The sequence below is a fragment of the Escherichia sp. WS1118 genome, from assembly GCF_046487695.1.
Lineage (GTDB): Bacteria > Pseudomonadota > Gammaproteobacteria > Enterobacterales > Enterobacteriaceae > Escherichia > Escherichia coli.
In genome coordinates, this window is the sequence record NZ_JBJQIZ010000003.1 from 211,649 (window position 1) to 232,805 (window position 21,157).

Here is a 21,157-nt window from a genome sequence, read left to right on the forward strand (position 1 = left end):
CGTAATTTGAAAGGAGTTTTTGCATGAAGCCGGAAAACAAATTACCCGTTCTGGACCTTATCTCTGCTGAAATGAAGACCGTTGTGAATACTCTTCAGCCGGATTTACCGCCCTGGCCTGCAACGGGAACGATTGCTGAGCAACGACAGTATTACACGCTTGAGCGCCGATTCTGGAATGTGGGCGCTCCAGAAATGGCAACCAGAGCTTACAGGGTTCCAACAAAATATGGGCAGGTGAAAACACGTCTCTTTTATCCGCAGCCAGATAGGCCGGCGACGCTATTTTATTTGCATGGAGGCGGTTTTATTCTCGGCAATCTCGATACCCACGATCGCATCATGCGCCTGCTGGCAAGCTACAGCCAATGTACGGTGATTGGCATTGATTACACCCTTTCACCTGAAGCGCGTTTTCCGCAAGCGATAGAGGAAATTGTGGCTGCCTGTTGTTATTTCCACCAGCAGGCGGAGGATTATCAAATCAATATGTCCCGCATTGGTTTTGCCGGTGATTCCGCAGGTGCCATGCTGGCGCTCGCCAGTGCGTTGTGGTTGCGCGATAAACAGATCGATTGCGGTAAAGTTGCGGGCGTTTTGCTGTGGTATGGGCTTTACGGATTACGGGATTCCGTGACTCGTCGTCTGTTGGGTGGTGTCTGGGATGGCTTAACGCAACAGGATTTGCAGATGTATGAAGAGGCGTATTTAAGCAACGACGCGGACCGCGAGTCGCCATATTACTGCCTGTTTAATAATGATCTCACTCGCGAAGTTCCGCCCTGTTTTATTGCCGGGGCGGAGTTCGATCCACTGCTGGATGACAGCCGTCTGCTTTACCAGACGTTAGCGGCGCATCAGCAGCCCTGTGAGTTCAAACTCTACCCAGGCACGCTGCACGCCTTTTTGCATTATTCACGGATGATGAAAACCGCCGACGAGGCTCTTCGCGACGGCGCTCAGTTCTTTACCGCTCAGCTTTAGCGATACGCGGCAACAAGATTAGCCATCATTTCGATATGTTCCGGCGTGGCATTAAGCGCCGGAATATATTCATATTTTTTCCCGCCCGCACCGAGGAAGACCTCACGGTTTTGCTCGGCAATCTCTTCCAGCGTCTCCAGACAATCCGCAGCAAAGCCCGGGCACATCACCTGAATATGACCCACGCCTTTTTCTCCGAGCATTTTCAGCGTTTCGTCGGTATAAGGCATCAGCCAGGGTTCCCGGCCAAAGCGCGACTGAAAGGTCATCATCACTTTTTCCGGTGCCATCTCCAGTGCGGAAGCGAGTTCGCGAGTTGTTGTGCGGCAACGTTGCGGGTAATCATCGCCTTCATCTGCATAACGCTGGGGAATGCCATGATAAGAGAGCAACAGCAGATCCGGTTCGCCATGTTTGGCAAAAGAAGCACGTACGCTGTTCGCCAGTGCATTAATATAATCGTGGTTATCGGCGTAATCACGAATAAACGATATCCCCGGAATGCTACGTTTGCGCGCCAGAATGCGTGCCAATTCATCCCATACCGCACCGACCGTTGAACAGGAGTATTGCGGATAAAGCGGCAGCACCACAATATGATCTACATGCTCTGCCAGAAGTTCATCTACGGCGCTTTCCAGTGATGGCGAGCCGTAGCTCATTCCCAGCGCCACGGGCGTCTCCGGTAAACGTTGCGCCAGCGCCTGCTGTTGCTGGCGGCTGTAAACCATCAGCGGCGAGCCACCTTCCATCCAGACAGAGGCATACAGCTTCGCCACACGCGGCGAACGCAGCGGCAAAATCACGCCGCGCAGCAACGGCCACCATAACAACCGTGAGGTATCAACCACGCGTCTGTCGCTTAAAAATTGTTTCAGATAGCGTTTTACCGCTTCAGGTGTGGGGGCATCAGGCGTACCCAGGTTTGCCAGCAGGATACCGGTTTTAGTTTGACGCATTACCGCCTCTTATCGATTCAACTTGTTGATAATTGTAGCGGAAAAGTGAAGAAGAAGAACTAATTGCTGTAAGAGGTATTGCCTGAGGAGGATGAGCAGACCTGCCCGAGAGCAGATCTGCGGCGGCTTGATTAGCCGAGAATTTTTTCCAGAGCTGCGCGAACTTCAGCCACCGGCTTGGTGCCGTCAACTTTCGCGTATTTGGTGTTACCCGCTTCCGCTTCTTTGGAGTAGTAGCCGATCAGCGGTGCAGTCATCTGATGGTATTCAACCAGACGTTTACGTACGGTCTCTTCCTGATCGTCTTTACGGGTAGTCAGCTCTTCACCGGTAACGTCGTCTTTGCCTTCTACTTTCGGCGGATTGAATTTAACGTGATAAACACGACCAGACGGCGCGTGAACGCGGCGGCCTACGATACGGTCAACAATCAGTTCGTCCGGTACGTCGAATTCCAGAACGTAATCAACATTGATGCCCGCTTCTTTCATCGCGTCTGCCTGCGGAATGGTACGCGGGAAGCCGTCCAACAGGAAACCGTTGCGGCAGTCTTCCTGAGCAATGCGCTCTTTAACCAGCGCGATCACCAGTTCGTCGGTGACCAGTTTGCCAGCATCCATAATGTCTTTTGCTTGTTTACCCAGCTCGGAGCCAGATTTGACCGCAGCACGCAGCATATCGCCAGTGGAGATTTGCGGAATACCATATTTCTCCATGATGAACTGAGCCTGAGTCCCTTTCCCCGCGCCCGGAGCGCCAAGCAGAATGATACGCATTGCGAAAATCCCCTTAAAATGTGTCGAATTTTTTGAAAAAGCGATAAACGATACCACCAACAGGCGATTGCCTCAAGAAAGGCACCTGAGGCTGAAACGGTTAATGGCAAGATAATTTGCGGAAAGTGCAGATGAAGAAAAGAAAAATGCCGGATGACACGAAGGTCATCCGGCATGACATCAGGAAACCAGCAGCTGGTTCATACGACGAATAAACAGGTTCGGATCTTCCAGCGTGCCGCGTTCTGCCAGCAGCGCCTGATCCAGCAGCAGTTCTACCCACTCGCTGAACTTCGCTTCATCTTCAGTATCCGCCGCACGTTTCACCAGTACGTGATCCGGGTTCAGTTCGAAGATGTATTTCACTTCTGGCACTTTCTGGCCCGCCGCAGCGAACAGTTTCGCCATCTGAGTGCTCATTTCGTCCGCGTCGGTCGAAACGATCGCTGGCGTATCGGTCAGACGGTGAGTCAGACGGACATCTTTCACGCGCTCGCCGAGCAGGGCTTTCACACGGTCGATGAACGGAGTCAGTGCTTTCTCCGCTTCTTTCGCGCTCTCATCAACTTCGTCAGCCAGTTTTTCCAGCGACTCGTCAACTTTAGACACAGACTGGAACGGTTTACCGTCGAACTCAGTCAGATAGTTCATCATCCACTCATCGATGCGGTCGGAAAGCAGCAGAACTTCGATGCCTTTCTTACGCAGCAGTTCCAGGTGCGGGCTGCTCTTCGCTGCCGCGTAACTGTCTGCGGTGATATAGTAGATTTTCTCCTGCCCTTCTTTCATGCGGGAAACGTAGTCTTCCAGAGACACGGTCTGCGCAGAAGAATCGGTATGGGTAGAAGCAAAACGCAGCAGTTTGGCGATCGCTTCCTGGTTAGCGAAATCTTCCGCCGGACCTTCTTTCAGTACCAGGCCAAACTGTTGCCAGAAGGTCTGGTATTTTTCCGCGTCGTCTTTCGCCAGTTTTTCCAGCATTTGCAGCACACGCTTGGTCAGCGCATTGCGCAGGTTACGCGTTACCGTGCTGTCCTGGAGGATTTCACGGGAAACGTTCAGCGGCAGATCGCTGGAGTCAATCAGACCACGCACGAAGCGCAGATAGTTCGGCATGAACTGTTCTGCGTCGTCCATGATGAACACACGCTGAACATACAGTTTCAGACCGTGTTTATGATCGCGGTTCCACATATCCCACGGTGCCTGAGACGGAATGTACAGCAGGCTGGTGTACTCCTGCTTACCTTCAACGCGGTTGTGGCTCCAGGTCAGCGGCTCGTTAAAGTCGTGGGCGATGTGTTTGTAGAACTCTTTGTACTCTTCATCGGTGATTTCCGACTTGTTACGAGTCCACAGCGCCTGCGCTTTGTTGATTTTCTCCCAGGAGATAACGGTTTCGCCGTCTTTCTCTTCGCGTTTTTCGATCTCTACCGGCAGCGCGATATGGTCGGAATATTTGCTGATGATGGAACGCACACGCCAGTCATCGAGGAACTCGTCTTCGCCTTCACGCAGATGCAGGGTGATTTCAGTACCACGATCTTCTTTAGTGATGTCGGCAACGGTGTATTCACCTTCGCCAGCCGATTCCCAGAAGACGCCGTTTTCTGGTTTTTCGCCTGCCGCGCGAGTACGCACGGTCACTTTGTCAGCCACGATAAACGCAGAGTAGAAACCAACACCAAACTGACCGATCAGCTGGCTGTCTTTCGCCTGGTCAGAACCCAGGGATTCGAGGAATGATTTGGTGCCGGATTTAGCGATAGTCCCCAGATGGTCAATCACTTCGTCGCGGGTCATCCCCACGCCGTTATCGGAGATGGTCAGCGTGCGCTTGTCTTTATCGAAAGAGACACGAACGCGTAGTTCACCATCACCTTCGTACAGGTCCGGGTTAGAAAGCGCGCGGAAACGCAGCTTGTCCGCCGCATCGGAGGCGTTAGAGATAAGCTCACGCAGGAAGATTTCTTTATTGGAATAGAGAGAATGGATCATCAGGTGCAGAAGCTGTTTCACTTCTGACTGAAAACCACGAGTTTCTTGTCCTTTCATGTAGGTCTACCTCAATAATGCCATTTTAAGGTTAAAAACAGGATGAGGGAGAGATGGGGACAAGGGAGAATAATTTCAAGCGAGAGCAGGTGATCCTGCTCTCGTTTGCTTAAAAACGAATCTTATGACGCCCGGCAAGGGAGTGTGACAGCGTGGTGCCATCGACCATTTCCAGTTCGCCGCCAACCGGTACGCCATGAGCGATTCGGCTGGCTTCCACGTCATATTGCGCACAAAGCTCGGCAATGTAGTTAGCGGTAGCTTCACCTTCAACCGTGGGGTTGGTGGCGAGGATCACTTCAGTGATTTTTTCCTCTGCCAGACGCTGTTCCAGACGATCAAGCCCGATATCATCAGGACCGATGCCGTCCAGCGGTGACAGGTGTCCCATCAACACAAAATAACGACCTGAAAACTGCCCCGTCTGCTCAATGGCGTAAATGTCCGCCGGACTCTCCACCACGCAGATTTGACCGTTTTCCTGACGACGTGGATTCGAACAGATGTTACAGACTTCCTGTTCGGTGAAGGTGCGGCAATCGGCGCAGTGACCGATTTCCGACATCGCCCGGGTGAGCGCCTGCGCCAGACGCATCCCGCCGCTACGATCGCGCTGAAGCAGCGTGAACGCCATACGCTGCGCCGACTTCGGGCCAACGCCCGGCAGACAGCGCAGTGCTTCCATAAGCTGTGTTAACAGCGGGCTGGTTTGCATCAGAATGGCATCTTAAAGCCAGGCGGCAGCTGCATTCCGGAGGATACAGAGGCCATTTTTTCTTTCTGCGTTTCTTCAATACGACGTGCTGCGTCGTTGAATGCTGCAGCCACCAGGTCTTCCAGCATCTCTTTGTCGTCTTCCAGCAGGCTCGGGTCGATCTCTACGCGACGGCAGTTGTGTGCACCGTTGATGGTCACTTTTACCAGACCTGCGCCAGATTCGCCGGTGACTTCCAGCTGCGCGATCTCTTCCTGCATTTTCTGCATTTTTTCTTGCATCTGCTGGGCTTGCTTCATCAGGTTACCCAGACCGCCTTTACCAAACATAGGTTTCTCTCTCAATCACGTTAAGGATGACGAACGTAAGCTGTGCTTACGATCAAATGGGGCGGATACTTTCTTCATCCAGCTCCGCATCGAAGAATCGACGCAGGGTCTGAATATTATTATCCGCAATAATGGACTCGCGCGCCTGCGCAAGTTTTTCTTCGTATATCGCCTGACGCCATTCCAGCGGCGTACGCACCGCGGGATTATCATCTTCAACGATAGTCAGTTCAACCGTTGAACCTTTTAACGTGCTCAACGCTTCAGCCAGTTTTTGCTGTGCGCCGCGGTTGTTCAAATGCCGCTGAGAGGAGCGCAAATGCAGACATACTGCGTTGTCGCTCTCCTCTTTCCAGGCATTTAACGCCACCTGTTCGACCAGTTTTGGTAGCGAAAGTTGACTCACCTGAGCCGCCCACGGGTCGCGCTCAATGGCTTCTGCCGCCAGCTTCGCCGCCAGTTCCGGCGTTTTTTCATGTTCCAGCGCTTTTTTCAGCGCCTTCGGCGTGGCGACCACTTCTTTTTGCTGCATCACTGGAGTGGTCGCCTTCCAGCGATACGCTTCTTTTTTGGCTGGCGCTTTTTCCAGCGCCGATGGCACCGGACGCGCCTGAACGCGATCGGTGACCGAAGCCAGTCTTTCCAGCGCAGCGTTATTCACCGGCCGCGCGCGGGTAGCGGCTGCCGGTTCACTCTTTTTTGCTTTGGTTGCTCCCTGCACGCGCTGCAACTGCTGGCGCGCCGCCAGCACCTGGCTGGTGGTTTCCGGGAGCGGTACAGTCGGTGCCTGCTGCGGCGCTGATTGCGGTTGCGGCGGCACCTGGGTTGGCGTCATTACTGCCGTTGGCGCGACGGGCGCAAAGGACTGGCGTGGCACTTCTGGCTCAGGCAGAGGCATACGCGGATGGAACGCCAGCGCGCGCAGCAGCGTCATCTCAACACCCATACGGCGGTCTGGCGCATACGGTAATTCTTTGCGACCAATCAACAGCGTCTGATAGTAAAGCTGAATATCCGTCGGCGGTATGGTGCGCGCCAGTTCACGCATCCGCAGCTCAATGGCGGCCATGTCGTTGCCAAGAGCAGCAGGCGAAAGTTGTACCATCGCAATACGATGCAACAGACCGAGCATTTCCACCAGCAACGCTTCCCACTCGATACCACGGGCAGCAGCTTCATTAATTAGCGCCATTACGCGCTCGCCGTTGGCCTCGACCATCGCTTCAACCAGCGATAACGCCTGATCGTCGTCAAGCGTACCCAGCATCGCACTGACCGCCTGGGTTGAAACCTGGCCGTCACCGCTGGCAATCGCCTGGTCGGTCAGACTTAAGGCATCTCGCAGGCTGCCTTCAGCGGCGCGTGCCAACAATTGCAGCGCCCGCGGCTCGTGAGCGATATGTTCTTCGTTGAGGATGTGCTCAAGCTGATGGCGAATTTGCTCGACATCCAGCGCCTTGAGATGAAATTGCAGACAGCGTGACAAAATCGTCACCGGCAATTTCTGCGGATCGGTCGTCGCCAGCAAAAACTTAACGTGCTCTGGCGGCTCTTCAAGGGTTTTTAACAGTGCGTTAAAGCTGTGACGCGACAGCATATGCACTTCGTCGATGAGATAAACTTTGAAACGACCACGCGCCGGAGCGTACTGAACGTTATCCAGCAGGTCGCGGGTATCTTCGACTTTAGTGCGCGAGGCGGCGTCGATTTCAATCAGATCGACAAAGCGCCCCTGCTCGATTTCACGACAGTTATCGCACACGCCGCACGGCGTCGCGGTAATGCCGGTTTCGCAGTTTAGCCCCTTCGCCAACAGTCGGGCGATAGAGGTTTTTCCGACGCCACGGGTGCCGGAAAAAAGATAAGCATGATGAATACGCCCTAACGACAAGCCGTTCGCCAGTGCGGTCAGCACATGTTCCTGGCCGACGACGTCAGCAAAGGTTTGTGGGCGCCATTTTCGGGCTAAGACCTGATAACTCATTGGCAGGCTCTGAAACGCTGGAAGGTGGATTCACGAAGGGGTAATGCTAACACAGCCCCGTCAGAACGGCGAGGCTGAATGCACATCTTGTGCTGCCCGTAGCGTGAGCAGCGCAAGACTGACGATAATTAATGGCCCGGGAACGGGACAAGGCTGTAGCTGGTAATGCCCTGTTTTTCGAGACGCTGTTCGCCGCCGAGATCGAACAGGTTGATAATGAACGCAGCGTCAGCTACTTCACCACCCAGACGACGGATCAGTTTAACGGTCGCTTCGATAGTGCCGCCGGTTGCCAGCAGATCGTCCACCACCAGAACTTTGTCGCCCGGTTTGATGGCATCAACGTGGATTTCCAGCTGATCGGTGCCGTATTCCAGGTCGTAAGTTTCACTGATGGTTTCACGCGGCAGTTTGCCCGGTTTACGGACCGGTACAAAGCCAACGCCCAGACCCAGAGCTACCGGAGCGCCAAACAAGAAGCCACGCGCTTCGGTGCCGACCACTTTGGTAATGCCCGCATTTTTGTAACGCTCAACCAGCAAGTCGATGCTGAGAGCGTAAGCTTTCGGGTCTTCCAGTAAGCTGGTGACATCGCGGAAAAGAATGCCGGGTTTTGGGTAGTCCTGAATGCTTTTGATGCTATTTTTGAGATACTCAAGCTGCTGTGCAGTCGCGGTCATAAGTGTATGCCTGCTTGTTACGGTGGTACTCACGGCGCGTTTTGAACGTATCAAAAGTAACAGTTGTTTAACCTTTGACCGCCTGCGCCTGTGCTCGAAAACGCCAGAATGTACTGGCTGTACGCAATAATTGCAACTGCGATTGTTGTGCTTCAGTGCTTTTCTTGCTTTTCATCAATCACCGGAATTCGCCACATATAAAAAAGCAAACAGGCGAGAATTACCAGCAACATGATGCGCACCCACGGCATCTGGACGAACCACAGCGAAATCGTAAACGTAATCAAAATAAGCAAAATCGCCCGTGGTTTTGCGCCGCGCGGCATCGCATGATGTTTCTGCCAGAAACGTAGATAACTGCCAAACCATGAGCGGTACAGCAACCAGGCGTGAAAGCGCGGGGAAGAACGGGCAAAGCACCAGGCCGCCAGCAGGATAAACGGCGTCGTCGGTAATACCGGTAATACCACGCCCAGCGTACCCAGCACTACCGCCAGCCAGCCAATGATGATTAAAATGATTCGTTGCATATTGAGTGTTGTCAGCTTACAGAGTGGCTACTTTAGCATAACAATTATCATTTTCATTGAGGTCTTATCGTGAAAACCACCCTGCTACTGGAAAAACTGGAAGGACAGCTCGCCACGCTGCGTCAGCGTTGTGCCCCGGTAGCGCAATTTGCCACGCTAAGTGCCCGTTTTGACAGGCACCTTTTTCAGACCCGTGCGACAACACTGCAGGCTTGTCTCGATGAGGCGGGCGATAATCTGGCTGCGCTTCGTCATGCCGTTGAGCAACAGCAACTGCCGCAAGTCGCCTGGCTGGCGGAACATCTGGCGGCGCAACTGGAGGCTATAGCGCGTGAAGCCACAGCCTGGTCGCTACGCGAGTGGGACAGTGCGCCACCGAAAATTGCCCGCTGGCAGCGTAAACGTATTCAGCATCAGGATTTTGAGCGGCGGCTACGTGAGATGGTTGCCGAACGTAGAGCCCGTCTGGCACGAGCGACCGATCTCGTGGAACAGCAGACGCTGCATCGTGAAGTGGAAGCCTATGAAGCGCGCCTGGCACGCTGCCGCCATGCGCTGGAAAAAATCGAAAACAGGTTAGCGCGTTTAACCCGCTAGCAATGGAGAGAGTATGTCACTGGAAAATGCCCCTGACGATGTCAAACTGGCCGTCGATTTGATTGTGCTACTGGAAGAAAATCAGATCCCAGCCCGCACCGTGCTGCGCGCGCTGGATATTGTAAAACGCGATTATGAAAAGAAATTAACGCGCGATGATGAGGCGGAAAAGTGAGAAATAAATGGGGCCGCTAAATGTCCCCTAAGATTGTGGGCAAACGCAAAACTGCCTGATGCGCTACGCTTATCAGGCCTACACCGCTCCTGCAATATATTGAATTCTTGCGGTTTCGTAGGCCGGATAAGGCGGTCACGCCGCATCCGGCATGAACAACGCGCACTTTGTTAGTAATCTCGGGGCAACTAAATGTCGCCCCCTTTGGTTATTACCCTACCGCTGGCGTCGGATCGTCGCCTTTGTAGTCGCGTTTCACTTCCGTCACTTCATCGCCCTTCTCGTTGTGCAGATGCACTTCAAGTTGGTTAAAGGCAATGTTGATGTCGTTTTCACGGCACAACTGATCGATAGTACGGTTCAGCTCATCGACAGTACGGCTACGGTCACGCAGTTCACGCACATACAGACGCAGCTCATGATCCAACGTGCTGGCACCAAATGCCGTAAAGAAGACTTCCGGCATTGGTTCGTGCATCACCCTTGGGTGCTCAGTCGCCGCCTTCAGCAACACTTTACGCACTTTTTCCAGATCGGAGCCATAGGCTACGCCGAGACGGATCACCAGACGCGTAGTCGTGTCAGTTAACGACCAGTTGATCAGACGCTCGGTAACAAACGCTTTGTTCGGGATAATCACTTCTTTGCGATCGAAATCGGTAATCGTTGTCGCACGAATACGGATCTTGCTGACCGTACCCGAGAAGCTACCAATGGTTACCGTGTCGCCTATGCGCACCGGACGTTCGAACAGAATGATCAAACCGGAAACGAAGTTACCGAAGATCTCTTGTAAACCAAAACCAAGACCTACGGATAATGCTGCCGCCAGCCACTGGAGTTTATCCCACGAGACGCCCAGCGATCCGAACACCGTCATCGCACCAACGGCAATAATGATGTAGTTAAGGATGGTAGTAATGGCATACGACGCGCCCTGGCGCATATTCAGTCGCGAGAGCACCAGCACTTCCAGCAAACCAGGCAGGTTGCGAATCAACGCCCAGGCCACCATTGAGGCGATAATCGCAAACAACAGACTGCCCATGGTGACGTTTTTCACCACCGCAGCACCAGCTTCAGTAGCGTTGTAATGCCAGAGCGTAATGCTGTCGAGATAGCTGAACACGGTGATCAAATCAGACCAAATTGCCCAGAACATGACACCGAACAGCGCAAACATCAGCAACATGGTAATACGCAGCGTCTGCTGGTTAACCTGCTCCAGCGCAATGGTGGGTTCTTCCGGCGGTTCGGCACCTTCTGCGCCCTCTTTCACCAGATTCTGCCGACGCGCCAGTGCACGACGCCAGGCGATACGCCGCGCCGCTACGCTTAAGCCGCGCAATACCGTCTGGTACAGCAGGTTCCAGATGATCACCAAATAAACGGTTTCAATCCAACGCCCGGAGAGGCGCAGCGTGGTGTAGAAGTAACCCGTGGCGGTCAGCACCATCAACGCAATCGGGATAATCGACAGCACGGTAATGGTGACCAGTCGCATGGTGTGCGACTCTTTATCACGCCAGCTTTCGCGGCACATCGGCCACACCAGGAAGGCAATCAGCAGCAGGTTGAAGAAAATCATCGCCTGCCCCAGCACATCATCCATCAGATGCAGCGGGGAGAGTTCTGCCACCACAGACCAGAAATGGATCGGCAGCAACGCGAGGCTGATGCGGACAATTTGCCGACGCCAGTGGCTGGTCTGCTGTTCCGGCATACCAAAGTGACGCACGGCAACACCATTTTTCTCCAGCACTTTCCAGCACAGGCCAAATACCAGCCAGAAAATCGCCAGTTTTTTGCTGAACGACCACAATAACTCGCTGATATTGAGCTGCATAGTCAGCAGAATCAGGCCGACAGCGAGAATAATCAGGCACACCGGCAGTGCGCGGATTAGGTCAATAAGAATCGCTTTTGGTGTGTTGAGCTGGCTGTCGTTACGCAGGGAACCCACAGCGGAAGCCAGTTTTTGTTGATACGCTTTCAGCCAGCCCAGACGCCAGTGGATCAGCCCGGCAATCAACAGCAGCGGCAAACCAGCGAGGAAGGCGATGAATACGGCGGGCCAGGCTTTTTCCCAGTTCACCGTGATTTTCATCGACTTAAATTCATCTTTCAGCGTTTGCGGGAACGCTTTAATCCAGTCCCAGTCCATCGGACGGTTACTGTTCACCCAAAAAATTTGCTGCGTCAGGATGGATTTCAGGTTTTTCGATACGCTCATTAACTGCTGCTGGTTAATTTGCAGGTTAATGGCCATCATCAGCTGATTACCCAACTGTTTGTTAAGCTGATCCAGCAATTCACGGCGCATATCAACTACTTGCAATAACGCATCGTGAACTTCGCTGTTAACTTCATTGGTGTGACCTTCTTCCAGTTTGCTGACGAACGCATCGCTCTGGAACAGCGCGTCACGCTGCTGGTTGACTTCAAACTGTTCGAGACGCAAATCCGCGATGCGGTTGGTCATGTTTTCCAGTTCATCCGCCGAGGGCAGCGTTTGTTGTTGCTGGTAAAGAATACGAGACAACAGCAGGCTGCCCTTCAGGACGGCAATCTGCTCTTTAATATTGCGTTCCGATTGCAGCGCACGCTCCAGCCAGTTTTTAACTTTGATGTTTTGCTGCATCAACTGATTACCGTTTTCAGTCGCGGTAATCAGACGCTGACTTAACTGCTGGTTAATTTCCAGTTCCTGCTTCACCAGCGGATTAGCCTGAATACGCGCGGCTTCATCCGGGGAGACAGCTTCCTGCGCCGTTTTCTCGGTTAAAGTCAGGCGCTTGCTGTTTACCGCTTCTTGCAACAGTTGTAACTGGTGCTCCAGACGGGCGCTGTTCGCCGTCACGTAATCACGCTGCTTTTGCAAGGTATCCTGCAAGACAGTGTTCCCTTCCAGGCTTTTACGCTGCTGGTCAATCTCGGCATTCAGCAAAGCCTGCTGGGCCTGCATTAACACTTTCTGGCTGGGACGTAAGGCCGTCTCGCCGACATCAGTCCCATCCAGACGACTGCGAATTTGTTGCAGCTGCTGCGAAGCGTTATACATCGCATTTTGCACGCGTTCGGGCTGCGTCTGTAACGAAACCAGTTGGCTGTTATAAGACGCCAGATCATTTTGTGCGTTTTGCAAATCGTCCAGCGCCTGGGCAACGCGAGTTTCCAGCTGGCGCAACGAAAGCGTGCTCAGAATTTTGCGCGTTTCTTCGTCGTTATCGACATCACTAAGTGCTGTTAACGCCGCTGTCGCCTGGCGCATTTTTTCCGGCGCTTCAGCGACTTTTTGCCGTAGCTGAACTGTCTCTTCTTTTACGCGATCGATTTTATCGAGGGTGGCTAATGTATCTGTCAGATCCTGCTGCACCAGTTTGTCCTGAGCAGAAAGATCTTTTTGTTTATTCAGTGAGTCAAGTTGTGCCTGCAGGTCCGCTTTTGTCGGTAAATCACCATTCGATGACGCCCGTGCAAACGCCGTGTTCTGGCATAACAAGACAAAAACAAAAGCAATAAATGCTGAAAAAACAAAATGCCGTGATCGTTTGTAATACTGGAACATAGTCATGATGAATGAAGGTTTCTGAACCTGAAGAACGACCTGAAAAAGTCAAACCGCAAGAATATCACGACGCAGTGAACCAGAATAGCAACGACGAAAATGTCCAGGAAAATTCCTGGAGTCAGATTCAGGGTTATTCGTTAGTGGCAGGGTTACGAAGCGTGGGGCACAGGAGATACATCTCCAGTAAGATGGCGACGTAATCGCGGGCTTCTTTTTTAAGATCAAAAGATTGCGGGGCAAAGAGCCAGTTTTCCATCAGGCCGGAAATATAGCCGCGCATAATAATTGCTGCGCGACGCGTCATTAAATCCGCAGGCAACATTTTCGCTTCAATACAATGTTTTAACGTTTGTTCTATACGGTCATAACTTTCCAGACAGAGATTACGTTGTGCCTGTTGCACAACAGCCATTTCTCCGACAAATTCGCATTTGTGGAATATAATCTCCATCAACAATCGACGCCGTTCTTCTGTCACCGTGGACTCAAGAACATGAATTAATATCTCTCTTAATACTGAGAGTGGATCGCCAGGGAATTTTGCCTGATACTCAAGCTCGAGTTCACCAATATTGGATTCTGACAGTTCCCAGATCTCACTGAACAAATCCGACTTGTCTTTAAAATGCCAGTAGATTGCACCGCGCGTAACGCCAGCTGCTTTTGCAATCTCACCCAGCGAGGTGGATGATACCCCCTGCTGTGAGAAAAGACGTAGAGCCACATCGAGGATGTGTTGGCGCGTTTCTTGCGCTTCTTGTTTGGTTTTTCGTGCCATATGTTCGTGAATTTACAGGCGTTAGATTTACATACATTTGTGAATGTATGTACCATAGCACGACGATAATATAAACGCAGCAATGGGTTTATTAACTTTTGACCATTGACCAATTTGAAATCGGACACTCGAGGTTTACATATGAACAAAAACAGAGGGTTTACGCCTCTGGCGGTCGTTCTGATGCTCTCAGGCAGCTTAGCCCTAACAGGATGTGACGACAAACAGGCCCAACAAGGTGGCCAGCAGATGCCCGCCGTTGGCGTAGTAACAGTCAAAACTGAACCTCTGCAGATCACAACCGAGCTTCCGGGTCGCACCAGTGCCTACCGGATCGCAGAAGTTCGTCCTCAAGTTAGCGGGATTATCCTGAAGCGTAATTTCAAAGAAGGTAGCGACATCGAAGCAGGTGTCTCTCTCTATCAGATTGATCCTGCGACCTATCAGGCGGCATACGACAGTGCGAAAGGTGATCTGGCGAAAGCCCAGGCTGCAGCCAATATCGCGCAATTGACGGTGAATCGTTATCAGAAATTGCTCGGTACTCAGTACATCAGTAAGCAAGAGTACGATCAGGCTCTGGCTGATGCGCAACAGGCGAATGCTGCGGTAACTGCGGCGAAAGCTGCCGTTGAAACTGCGCGAATCAATCTGGCTTACACCAAAGTTACCTCTCCGATTAGTGGTCGCATTGGTAAGTCAAACGTGACGGAAGGCGCATTGGTACAGAACGGTCAGGCGACTGCGCTGGCAACCGTGCAGCAACTTGATCCGATCTACGTTGATGTGACCCAGTCCAGCAACGACTTCCTGCGCCTGAAACAGGAACTGGCGAATGGCACGCTGAAACAAGAGAACGGCAAAGCCAAAGTGTCGCTGATCACCAGTGACGGCATTAAGTTCCCGCAGGACGGTACGCTGGAATTCTCTGACGTTACCGTTGATCAGACCACTGGGTCTATCACCCTACGCGCTATCTTCCCGAACCCGGATCACACTCTGCTGCCGGGTATGTTCGTGCGTGCACGTCTGGAAGAAGGGCTTAATCCAAACGCTATTTTAGTCCCGCAACAGGGCGTAACCCGTACGCCGCGTGGCGATGCCACCGTACTGGTGGTTGGCGCGGATGACAAAGTGGAAACCCGTCCGATCGTTGCAAGCCAGGCTATCGGCGATAAGTGGCTGGTGACAGAAGGTCTGAAAGCAGGCGATCGCGTAGTAATAAGTGGGCTGCAGAAAGTGCGTCCTGGTGTCCAGGTAAAAGCACAAGAAGTTACCGCTGATAATAACCAGCAAGCCGCAAGCGGTGCTCAGCCTGAACAGTCCAAGTCTTAACTTAAACAGGAGCCGTTAAGACATGCCTAATTTCTTTATCGATCGCCCGATTTTTGCGTGGGTGATCGCCATTATCATCATGTTGGCAGGGGGGCTGGCGATCCTCAAACTGCCGGTGGCGCAATATCCTACGATTGCACCGCCGGCAGTAACGATCTCCGCCTCCTACCCTGGCGCTGATGCGAAAACAGTGCAGGACACGGTGACACAGGTTATCGAACAGAATATGAACGGTATCGATAACCTGATGTACATGTCCTCTAACAGTGACTCCACGGGTACCGTGCAGATCACCCTGACCTTTGAGTCTGGTACTGATGCGGATATCGCGCAGGTTCAGGTACAGAACAAACTGCAGTTGGCGATGCCGTTGCTGCCACAAGAAGTACAGCAGCAAGGGGTGAGCGTTGAGAAATCATCCAGCAGCTTCCTGATGGTTGTCGGCGTTATCAACACCGATGGCACCATGACGCAGGAGGATATCTCCGACTACGTGGCGGCGAATATGAAAGATGCCATCAGCCGTACGTCGGGCGTGGGTGACGTTCAGTTGTTCGGTTCACAGTACGCGATGCGTATCTGGATGAACCCGAATGAACTGAACAAATTCCAGCTAACGCCGGTTGATGTCATTACCGCCATCAAAGCACAGAACGCCCAGGTTGCAGCTGGTCAGCTCGGTGGTACGCCGCCGGTGAAAGGCCAACAGCTTAACGCCTCTATTATTGCTCAGACGCGTCTGACCTCTACTGAAGAGTTCGGCAAAATCCTGCTGAAAGTGAATCAGGATGGTTCCCGCGTGCTGCTGCGTGATGTGGCGAAAATTGAGCTGGGTGGTGAGAACTACGACATCATCGCAGAGTTTAACGGCCAACCGGCTTCCGGTCTGGGGATCAAGCTGGCGACCGGTGCGAACGCGCTGGATACCGCTGCGGCAATCCGTGCTGAACTGGCGAAGATGGAACCGTTCTTCCCGTCGGGTCTGAAAATTGTTTACCCGTATGACACCACACCGTTCGTGAAAATCTCTATTCACGAAGTGGTTAAAACGCTGGTCGAAGCGATCATCCTCGTGTTCCTGGTAATGTATCTGTTCTTGCAGAACTTCCGCGCGACGTTGATTCCGACCATTGCCGTACCGGTGGTATTGCTCGGGACCTTTGCCGTCCTTGCCGCCTTTGGCTTCTCGATAAACACGCTAACAATGTTCGGGATGGTGCTCGCCATCGGCCTGTTGGTGGATGACGCCATCGTTGTGGTAGAAAACGTTGAGCGTGTGATGGCGGAAGAAGGTTTGCCGCCAAAAGAAGCCACCCGTAAGTCGATGGGGCAGATTCAGGGCGCTCTGGTCGGTATCGCGATGGTACTGTCGGCGGTATTCGTACCGATGGCCTTCTTTGGCGGTTCTACTGGTGCTATCTATCGTCAGTTCTCTATTACCATTGTTTCAGCAATGGCGCTGTCGGTACTGGTGGCGTTGATCCTGACTCCGGCTCTTTGTGCCACCATGCTGAAACCGATTGCCAAAGGCGATCACGGGGAAGGTAAAAAAGGCTTCTTCGGCTGGTTTAACCGCATGTTCGAGAAGAGCACGCACCACTACACCGACAGCGTAGGCGGTATTCTGCGCAGTACGGGGCGTTACCTGGTGCTGTATCTGATCATCGTGGTCGGTATGGCCTATCTGTTCGTGCGTCTGCCAAGCTCCTTCTTGCCAGATGAGGACCAGGGCGTATTTATGACCATGGTTCAGCTGCCAGCAGGTGCAACGCAGGAACGTACGCAGAAAGTGCTCAATGAGGTAACGAATTACTATCTGACCAAAGAAAAGAACAACGTTGAGTCGGTGTTCGCCGTTAACGGCTTCGGCTTTGCGGGACGTGGTCAGAATACCGGTATTGCGTTCGTTTCCTTGAAGGACTGGGCCGATCGTCCGGGCGAAGAAAACAAAGTTGAAGCGATTACCATGCGTGCAACACGTGCTTTCTCGCAAATCAAAGATGCGATGGTTTTCGCCTTTAACCTGCCCGCAATCGTGGAACTGGGTACCGCAACCGGCTTTGACTTTGAGCTGATTGACCAGGCTGGCCTTGGTCACGAAAAACTGACTCAGGCGCGTAACCAGTTGCTTGCAGAAGCAGCGAAGCACCCTGATATGTTGACCAGTGTACGTCCAAACGGTCTGGAAGATACCCCGCAGTTTAAGATTGATATCGACCAGGAAAAAGCGCAGGCGCTGGGTGTTTCTATCAACGACATTAACACCACTCTGGGCGCTGCATGGGGCGGTAGCTATGTGAACGACTTTATCGACCGCGGTCGTGTGAAGAAAGTTTACGTCATGTCAGAAGCGAAATACCGTATGCTGCCGGATGATATCGGCGACTGGTATGTTCGTGCTGCTGATGGTCAGATGGTGCCGTTCTCGGCGTTCTCCTCTTCTCGTTGGGAGTACGGTTCGCCGCGTCTGGAACGTTACAACGGCCTGCCATCTATGGAAATCTTAGGCCAGGCGGCACCGGGTAAAAGTACCGGTGAAGCAATGGAGCTGATGGAACAACTGGCGAGCAAACTGCCTACCGGTGTTGGCTATGACTGGACGGGAATGTCCTATCAGGAACGTCTCTCCGGCAACCAGGCACCTTCACTGTACGCGATTTCGTTGATTGTCGTGTTCCTGTGTCTGGCTGCGCTGTACGAGAGCTGGTCGATTCCGTTCTCCGTTATGCTAGTCGTTCCGCTGGGGGTTATCGGTGCGTTGCTGGCTGCCACCTTCCGTGGCCTGACCAATGACGTTTACTTCCAGGTAGGCCTGCTCACAACCATTGGTTTGTCGGCGAAGAACGCGATACTTATCGTCGAATTCGCCAAAGACTTGATGGATAAAGAAGGTAAAGGTCTGATTGAAGCGACGCTTGATGCGGTGCGGATGCGTTTACGCCCAATCCTGATGACCTCGTTGGCGTTTATCCTCGGCGTTATGCCGCTGGTTATCAGTACTGGTGCTGGTTCCGGCGCGCAGAACGCAGTAGGTACCGGTGTAATGGGCGGGATGGTGACCGCAACGGTACTGGCAATCTTCTTCGTTCCGGTATTCTTTGTGGTGGTTCGCCGCCGCTTTAGCCGCAAGAATGAAGATATCGAGCACAGCCATACTGTCGATCATCATTGATACAACGTGTAATCACTAAGGCCGCGCAAGCGGCCTTTTTTATACATAACCTACGAACATTAAGGAGTATTGAACCACCAACTCAGGATCCCATACGAAAACCAGTATTAACCCCGCATAAAATTCATAAAAAATACTGATTGTTAGTTAATTTATATTAAGTAGCGCTAATAGATTTAATAATCCATAACCATTTAGAGGCTATTCTTAATTATTTGCGGTAATTCTTTATTCATTCCTCGGTTATTACGTCATATTCAGAGCAATCCTGGTATTAGTGTCACCAATTTCTTCTGGCGATAATTCTGAAATGTTATGAACAGTTCGAGCAAACTGCTTTTACCTGCTGCGGGTTGGTGCTAGTATGAAAAAGTGAGTCCTGTCCCGCTTCCTTCCTAATTGTAATTTTTCGTAATAATGCGATGAAAACCTACAAAGAGTGGCTTATAGTTAAGCTAACAAACGAGAGGGCAAGTCCAGGTCAGTAAGTTTTTTCCATCCCGAAAGGTGTCCGTTAGTTCAACCGCTAAGAAGGGGACGCGTTATGGATGAATACTCACCCAAAAGACATGATATCGCACAGCTTAAGTTTCTCTGTGAAACCCTGTATCATGACTGCCTTGCAAACCTTGAAGAAAGCAATCATGGCTGGGTTAACGACCCAACCTCGGCGATCAACCTCCAGTTGAATGAACTGATTGAGCATATTGCGACCTTCGCACTTAATTACAAAATTAAGTATAATGAAGACAATAAGCTCATTGAGCAGATCGACGAATATCTGGATGACACCTTTATGTTGTTCAGTAGTTATGGTATTAATATGCAGGATCTTCAGAAATGGCGGAAGTCAGGTAATCGACTATTCCGTTGTTTTGTCAATGCGACGAAAGAGAATCCTGCGAGTTTATCTTGTTAGAATTATTACAACCATGGGTAGAAGTATGTCCGAAAAACCTTTAACGAAAACCGATTATTTAATGCGTTTACGTCGTTGCCAGACAATTGACACGCTGGAGCGTGTTATCGAGAAAAATAAATACGAATTATCAGATAATGAACTGGCGGTATTTTACTCAGCCGCAGATCACCGCCTCGCCGAATTGACCATGAATAAACTGTACGACAAGATCCCTTCCTCAGTATGGAAATTTATTCGCTAATAAATAACTCACTTTCGGAGCTATAACTGGCTGTTTATTAAGAATTTTGCACTTTTTTCGCCATGAAGACATACCCTATGTGATCTTCATCACACAGATGTAATGGGAACGTTCTCTTCACTGACTTTTCGTCTTACTGTGTTGCCGCATTTTCAGCAACCGGAAGTCAGTAATGAGCACAGAAAAAGAAAAGATGATTGCTGGTGAGTTGTATCACTCGGCAGATGAGGCGTTATCTCGCGATCGCCTGCGAGCTCGTCGGCTTATTCACCGATACAATCATTCCCTGGCGGAAGAGCACACATTACGCCAGCAAATTCTTGCTGATTTATTCGGTCAGGTGACAGAGGCTTATATTGAGCCAACGTTTCGCTGTGACTATGGCTATAACATTTTTCTCGGCAATAATTTTTTCGCCAACTTCGATTGCGTGATGCTTGATGTCTGCCCTATTCGCATTGGTGATAACTGTATGTTGGCACCAGGCGTTCATATCTACACGGCAACACATCCCATCGACCCTGTAGCACGTAATAGCGGTGCTGAACTGGGGAAACCCGTCACCATCGGTAATAACGTCTGGATTGGCGGACGTGCAGTCATTAACCCTGGTGTGACCATTGGTGATAACGTCGTGGTAGCCTCAGGTGCAGTTGTCACAAAAGATGTCCCGGACAACGTTGTCGTGGGCGGTAATCCAGCCAGAATCATTAAAAAATTGTAACCAGCTTTTCTCAACTGTTATGCAAAATCGTGGCAAATCTGTTACTTCCCCTCTACTATTCCCACGTTAAAATAGGGTGTTCCCTGGAAAGTTGCAGATATCACGAAGGCAAACGATGACCGAAATACAACGCCTGCTGACCGAAACGATTGAGTCTCTGAATACCCGCGAAAAACGCGACAACAAACCCCGCTTTAGTATCAGTTTTATCCGTAAACATCCGGGGCTGTTTATCGGTATGTACGTTGCTTTTTTTGCCACCCTGGCGGTGATGTTGCAGTCCGAAAAGCTTTCAGGCTCTGTCTGGCTACTGGTTGTATTATTTATCCTGCTTAATGGTTTCTTCTTTTTCGATGTCTACCCACGCTACCGCTATGAAGATATCGACGTGCTGGATTTCCGCGTTTGCTATAACGGCGAATGGTACAACACGCGCTTTGTACCTGCCGCGCTGGTTGAAGCCATCTTGAACTCTCCGCGTGTCGCGGATGTTCATAAAGAACAACTGCAAAAAATGATCGTCCGTAAAGGTGAACTGTCTTTTTACGATATTTTTACCCTCGCTCGCGCCGAATCAACATCTTAAGTTAGGGGTACATACCAGGCGTAAAGCTCTACGCCTGGTCAAATG

The 21,157-nt window shown here is 51.6% G+C and carries 19 protein-coding genes and 1 other annotated feature; of the genes, 9 read left to right on the top strand and 10 right to left on the bottom strand.

Annotated features, from left to right (window positions below; translation table 11 throughout):
* Window positions 1–23 precede the first annotated feature (23 nt).
* On the top strand, window positions 24–983 hold the full coding sequence (aes, locus tag ACJHYO_RS06830) for an acetyl esterase (RefSeq protein WP_085455218.1): 960 nt from the start codon (window positions 24–26) through the stop codon (window positions 981–983).
* Here aes and hemH read toward each other — a convergent pair.
* The 8 genes from hemH to ACJHYO_RS06870 form a co-directional block, all read right to left on the bottom strand.
* Window positions 980–1,942: a ferrochelatase gene (gene hemH, locus ACJHYO_RS06835; RefSeq protein WP_001250114.1), complete on the bottom strand. Its 963-nt coding sequence runs from the start codon at window positions 1,940–1,942 to the stop codon at window positions 980–982. The two genes, aes and hemH, sit on opposite strands and share 4 nt — an antisense overlap.
* 131 nt (window positions 1,943–2,073) lie before the next feature.
* The gene (gene adk / locus ACJHYO_RS06840) at window positions 2,074–2,718 is read right to left on the bottom strand and encodes an adenylate kinase (RefSeq protein ID WP_001313630.1); all 645 of its coding nucleotides are present in this window, start codon (window positions 2,716–2,718) and stop codon (window positions 2,074–2,076) included.
* 180 nt (window positions 2,719–2,898) lie between these two features.
* Window positions 2,899–4,773, bottom strand: coding sequence for a molecular chaperone HtpG (gene htpG / locus ACJHYO_RS06845; RefSeq protein WP_000678211.1), 1,875 nt, complete (start codon window positions 4,771–4,773; stop codon window positions 2,899–2,901).
* A 109-nt stretch (window positions 4,774–4,882) separates the two neighbouring features.
* Window positions 4,883–5,488 (bottom strand): recombination mediator RecR, encoded by a 606-nt coding sequence (gene recR, locus ACJHYO_RS06850; RefSeq protein WP_001195025.1) that lies wholly within the window; start codon window positions 5,486–5,488, stop codon window positions 4,883–4,885.
* On the bottom strand, window positions 5,488–5,817 hold the full coding sequence (locus ACJHYO_RS06855) for a YbaB/EbfC family nucleoid-associated protein (protein ID WP_000467098.1): 330 nt from the start codon (window positions 5,815–5,817) through the stop codon (window positions 5,488–5,490). The genes recR and ACJHYO_RS06855 overlap by 1 nt, the downstream gene beginning before the upstream one ends.
* A 52-nt stretch (window positions 5,818–5,869) precedes the next feature.
* The gene (gene dnaX, locus ACJHYO_RS06860) at window positions 5,870–7,801 is read right to left on the bottom strand and encodes a DNA polymerase III subunit gamma/tau (RefSeq protein ID WP_000122015.1); all 1,932 of its coding nucleotides are present in this window, start codon (window positions 7,799–7,801) and stop codon (window positions 5,870–5,872) included.
* Window positions 6,473–6,537, bottom strand: a sequence feature (DnaX frameshifting element). (Overlaps the previous gene by 65 nt.)
* Window positions 7,802–7,929: 128 nt before the next feature.
* On the bottom strand, window positions 7,930–8,481 hold the full coding sequence (gene apt / locus ACJHYO_RS06865; protein WP_000127356.1) for an adenine phosphoribosyltransferase: 552 nt from the start codon (window positions 8,479–8,481) through the stop codon (window positions 7,930–7,932).
* A 152-nt stretch (window positions 8,482–8,633) separates the two neighbouring features.
* The gene (locus ACJHYO_RS06870; protein WP_001188900.1) at window positions 8,634–9,011 is read right to left on the bottom strand and encodes a DUF454 family protein; all 378 of its coding nucleotides are present in this window, start codon (window positions 9,009–9,011) and stop codon (window positions 8,634–8,636) included.
* A gap of 69 nt (window positions 9,012–9,080) precedes the next feature.
* Between ACJHYO_RS06870 and priC the strand changes: the two genes are divergently transcribed.
* Window positions 9,081–9,608, top strand: coding sequence for a primosomal replication protein N'' (priC, locus tag ACJHYO_RS06875; RefSeq protein ID WP_024223151.1), 528 nt, complete (start codon window positions 9,081–9,083; stop codon window positions 9,606–9,608).
* A 13-nt stretch (window positions 9,609–9,621) separates the two neighbouring features.
* Window positions 9,622–9,783: a pleiotropic regulatory protein RsmS gene (gene rsmS, locus ACJHYO_RS06880; RefSeq protein ID WP_000051146.1), complete on the top strand. Its 162-nt coding sequence runs from the start codon at window positions 9,622–9,624 to the stop codon at window positions 9,781–9,783.
* Between the two features lie 211 nt (window positions 9,784–9,994).
* On the opposite strand, the gene mscK is transcribed toward rsmS, so the two are convergent.
* Entirely contained in the window at window positions 9,995–13,357 is a 3,363-nt protein-coding gene (gene mscK / locus ACJHYO_RS06885; RefSeq protein ID WP_000177749.1) for a mechanosensitive channel MscK, read from the bottom strand.
* A 127-nt stretch (window positions 13,358–13,484) separates the two neighbouring features.
* The gene (gene acrR, locus ACJHYO_RS06890; RefSeq protein WP_000101737.1) at window positions 13,485–14,132 is read right to left on the bottom strand and encodes a multidrug efflux transporter transcriptional repressor AcrR; all 648 of its coding nucleotides are present in this window, start codon (window positions 14,130–14,132) and stop codon (window positions 13,485–13,487) included.
* A 141-nt stretch (window positions 14,133–14,273) separates the two neighbouring features.
* Here acrR and acrA point away from each other — a divergent pair, with 141 nt between their 5' ends.
* The 6 genes from acrA (at window position 14,274) to ACJHYO_RS06920 (ending at window position 21,112) form a co-directional block, all read left to right on the top strand.
* Window positions 14,274–15,467, top strand: a complete 1,194-nt coding sequence (gene acrA / locus ACJHYO_RS06895) for a multidrug efflux RND transporter periplasmic adaptor subunit AcrA (protein WP_001295833.1) — start codon at window positions 14,274–14,276, stop codon at window positions 15,465–15,467.
* A gap of 22 nt (window positions 15,468–15,489) precedes the next feature.
* Window positions 15,490–18,639 carry an efflux RND transporter permease AcrB gene (gene acrB / locus ACJHYO_RS06900; protein ID WP_001132480.1) on the top strand — a complete coding sequence of 1,050 codons (3,150 nt, stop codon included), beginning with the start codon at window positions 15,490–15,492 and terminating at the stop codon, window positions 18,637–18,639.
* A gap of 544 nt (window positions 18,640–19,183) precedes the next feature.
* Window positions 19,184–19,558, top strand: a complete 375-nt coding sequence (tomB, locus tag ACJHYO_RS06905) for an Hha toxicity modulator TomB (protein WP_000344800.1) — start codon at window positions 19,184–19,186, stop codon at window positions 19,556–19,558.
* Window positions 19,559–19,583: 25 nt separating this feature from the next.
* A complete protein-coding gene (locus ACJHYO_RS06910; protein WP_001291435.1) occupies window positions 19,584–19,802 on the top strand; it encodes an HHA domain-containing protein in 219 nt (72 codons plus the stop codon).
* A 172-nt stretch (window positions 19,803–19,974) separates the two neighbouring features.
* Window positions 19,975–20,526 carry a maltose O-acetyltransferase gene (gene maa / locus ACJHYO_RS06915; protein WP_000102539.1) on the top strand — a complete coding sequence of 184 codons (552 nt, stop codon included), beginning with the start codon at window positions 19,975–19,977 and terminating at the stop codon, window positions 20,524–20,526.
* A gap of 115 nt (window positions 20,527–20,641) precedes the next feature.
* Complete coding sequence (locus tag ACJHYO_RS06920) at window positions 20,642–21,112, top strand: YlaC family protein (protein ID WP_085455217.1); 471 nt, start codon at window positions 20,642–20,644, stop codon at window positions 21,110–21,112.
* Window positions 21,113–21,157 lie beyond the last annotated feature (45 nt).

Bases quoted from the DNA above. Each gene is read 5' to 3' on its own strand.
- ACJHYO_RS06870 (WP_001188900.1), bottom strand. From the start codon at position 9,011: ATGCAACGAATCATTTTAATCATCATTGGCTGGCTGGCGGTAGTGCTG.
- acrB (WP_001132480.1), top strand. From the start codon at position 15,490: ATGCCTAATTTCTTTATCGATCGCCCGATTTTTGCGTGGGTGATCGCC.
- dnaX (WP_000122015.1), bottom strand. From the start codon at position 7,801: ATGAGTTATCAGGTCTTAGCCCGAAAATGGCGCCCACAAACCTTTGCT.
- ACJHYO_RS06910 (WP_001291435.1), top strand. From the start codon at position 19,584: ATGTCCGAAAAACCTTTAACGAAAACCGATTATTTAATGCGTTTACGT.
- adk (WP_001313630.1), bottom strand. From the start codon at position 2,718: ATGCGTATCATTCTGCTTGGCGCTCCGGGCGCGGGGAAAGGGACTCAG.
- ACJHYO_RS06920 (WP_085455217.1), top strand. From the start codon at position 20,642: ATGACCGAAATACAACGCCTGCTGACCGAAACGATTGAGTCTCTGAAT.
- tomB (WP_000344800.1), top strand. From the start codon at position 19,184: ATGGATGAATACTCACCCAAAAGACATGATATCGCACAGCTTAAGTTT.
- aes (WP_085455218.1), top strand. From the start codon at position 24: ATGAAGCCGGAAAACAAATTACCCGTTCTGGACCTTATCTCTGCTGAA.
- recR (WP_001195025.1), bottom strand. From the start codon at position 5,488: ATGCAAACCAGCCCGCTGTTAACACAGCTTATGGAAGCACTGCGCTGT.
- rsmS (WP_000051146.1), top strand. From the start codon at position 9,622: ATGTCACTGGAAAATGCCCCTGACGATGTCAAACTGGCCGTCGATTTG.
- acrA (WP_001295833.1), top strand. From the start codon at position 14,274: ATGAACAAAAACAGAGGGTTTACGCCTCTGGCGGTCGTTCTGATGCTC.
- acrR (WP_000101737.1), bottom strand. From the start codon at position 14,132: ATGGCACGAAAAACCAAACAAGAAGCGCAAGAAACGCGCCAACACATC.
- hemH (WP_001250114.1), bottom strand. From the start codon at position 1,942: ATGCGTCAAACTAAAACCGGTATCCTGCTGGCAAACCTGGGTACGCCT.
- maa (WP_000102539.1), top strand. From the start codon at position 19,975: ATGAGCACAGAAAAAGAAAAGATGATTGCTGGTGAGTTGTATCACTCG.
- htpG (WP_000678211.1), bottom strand. From the start codon at position 4,773: ATGAAAGGACAAGAAACTCGTGGTTTTCAGTCAGAAGTGAAACAGCTT.
- ACJHYO_RS06855 (WP_000467098.1), bottom strand. From the start codon at position 5,817: ATGTTTGGTAAAGGCGGTCTGGGTAACCTGATGAAGCAAGCCCAGCAG.
- mscK (WP_000177749.1), bottom strand. From the start codon at position 13,357: ATGACTATGTTCCAGTATTACAAACGATCACGGCATTTTGTTTTTTCA.
- apt (WP_000127356.1), bottom strand. From the start codon at position 8,481: ATGACCGCGACTGCACAGCAGCTTGAGTATCTCAAAAATAGCATCAAA.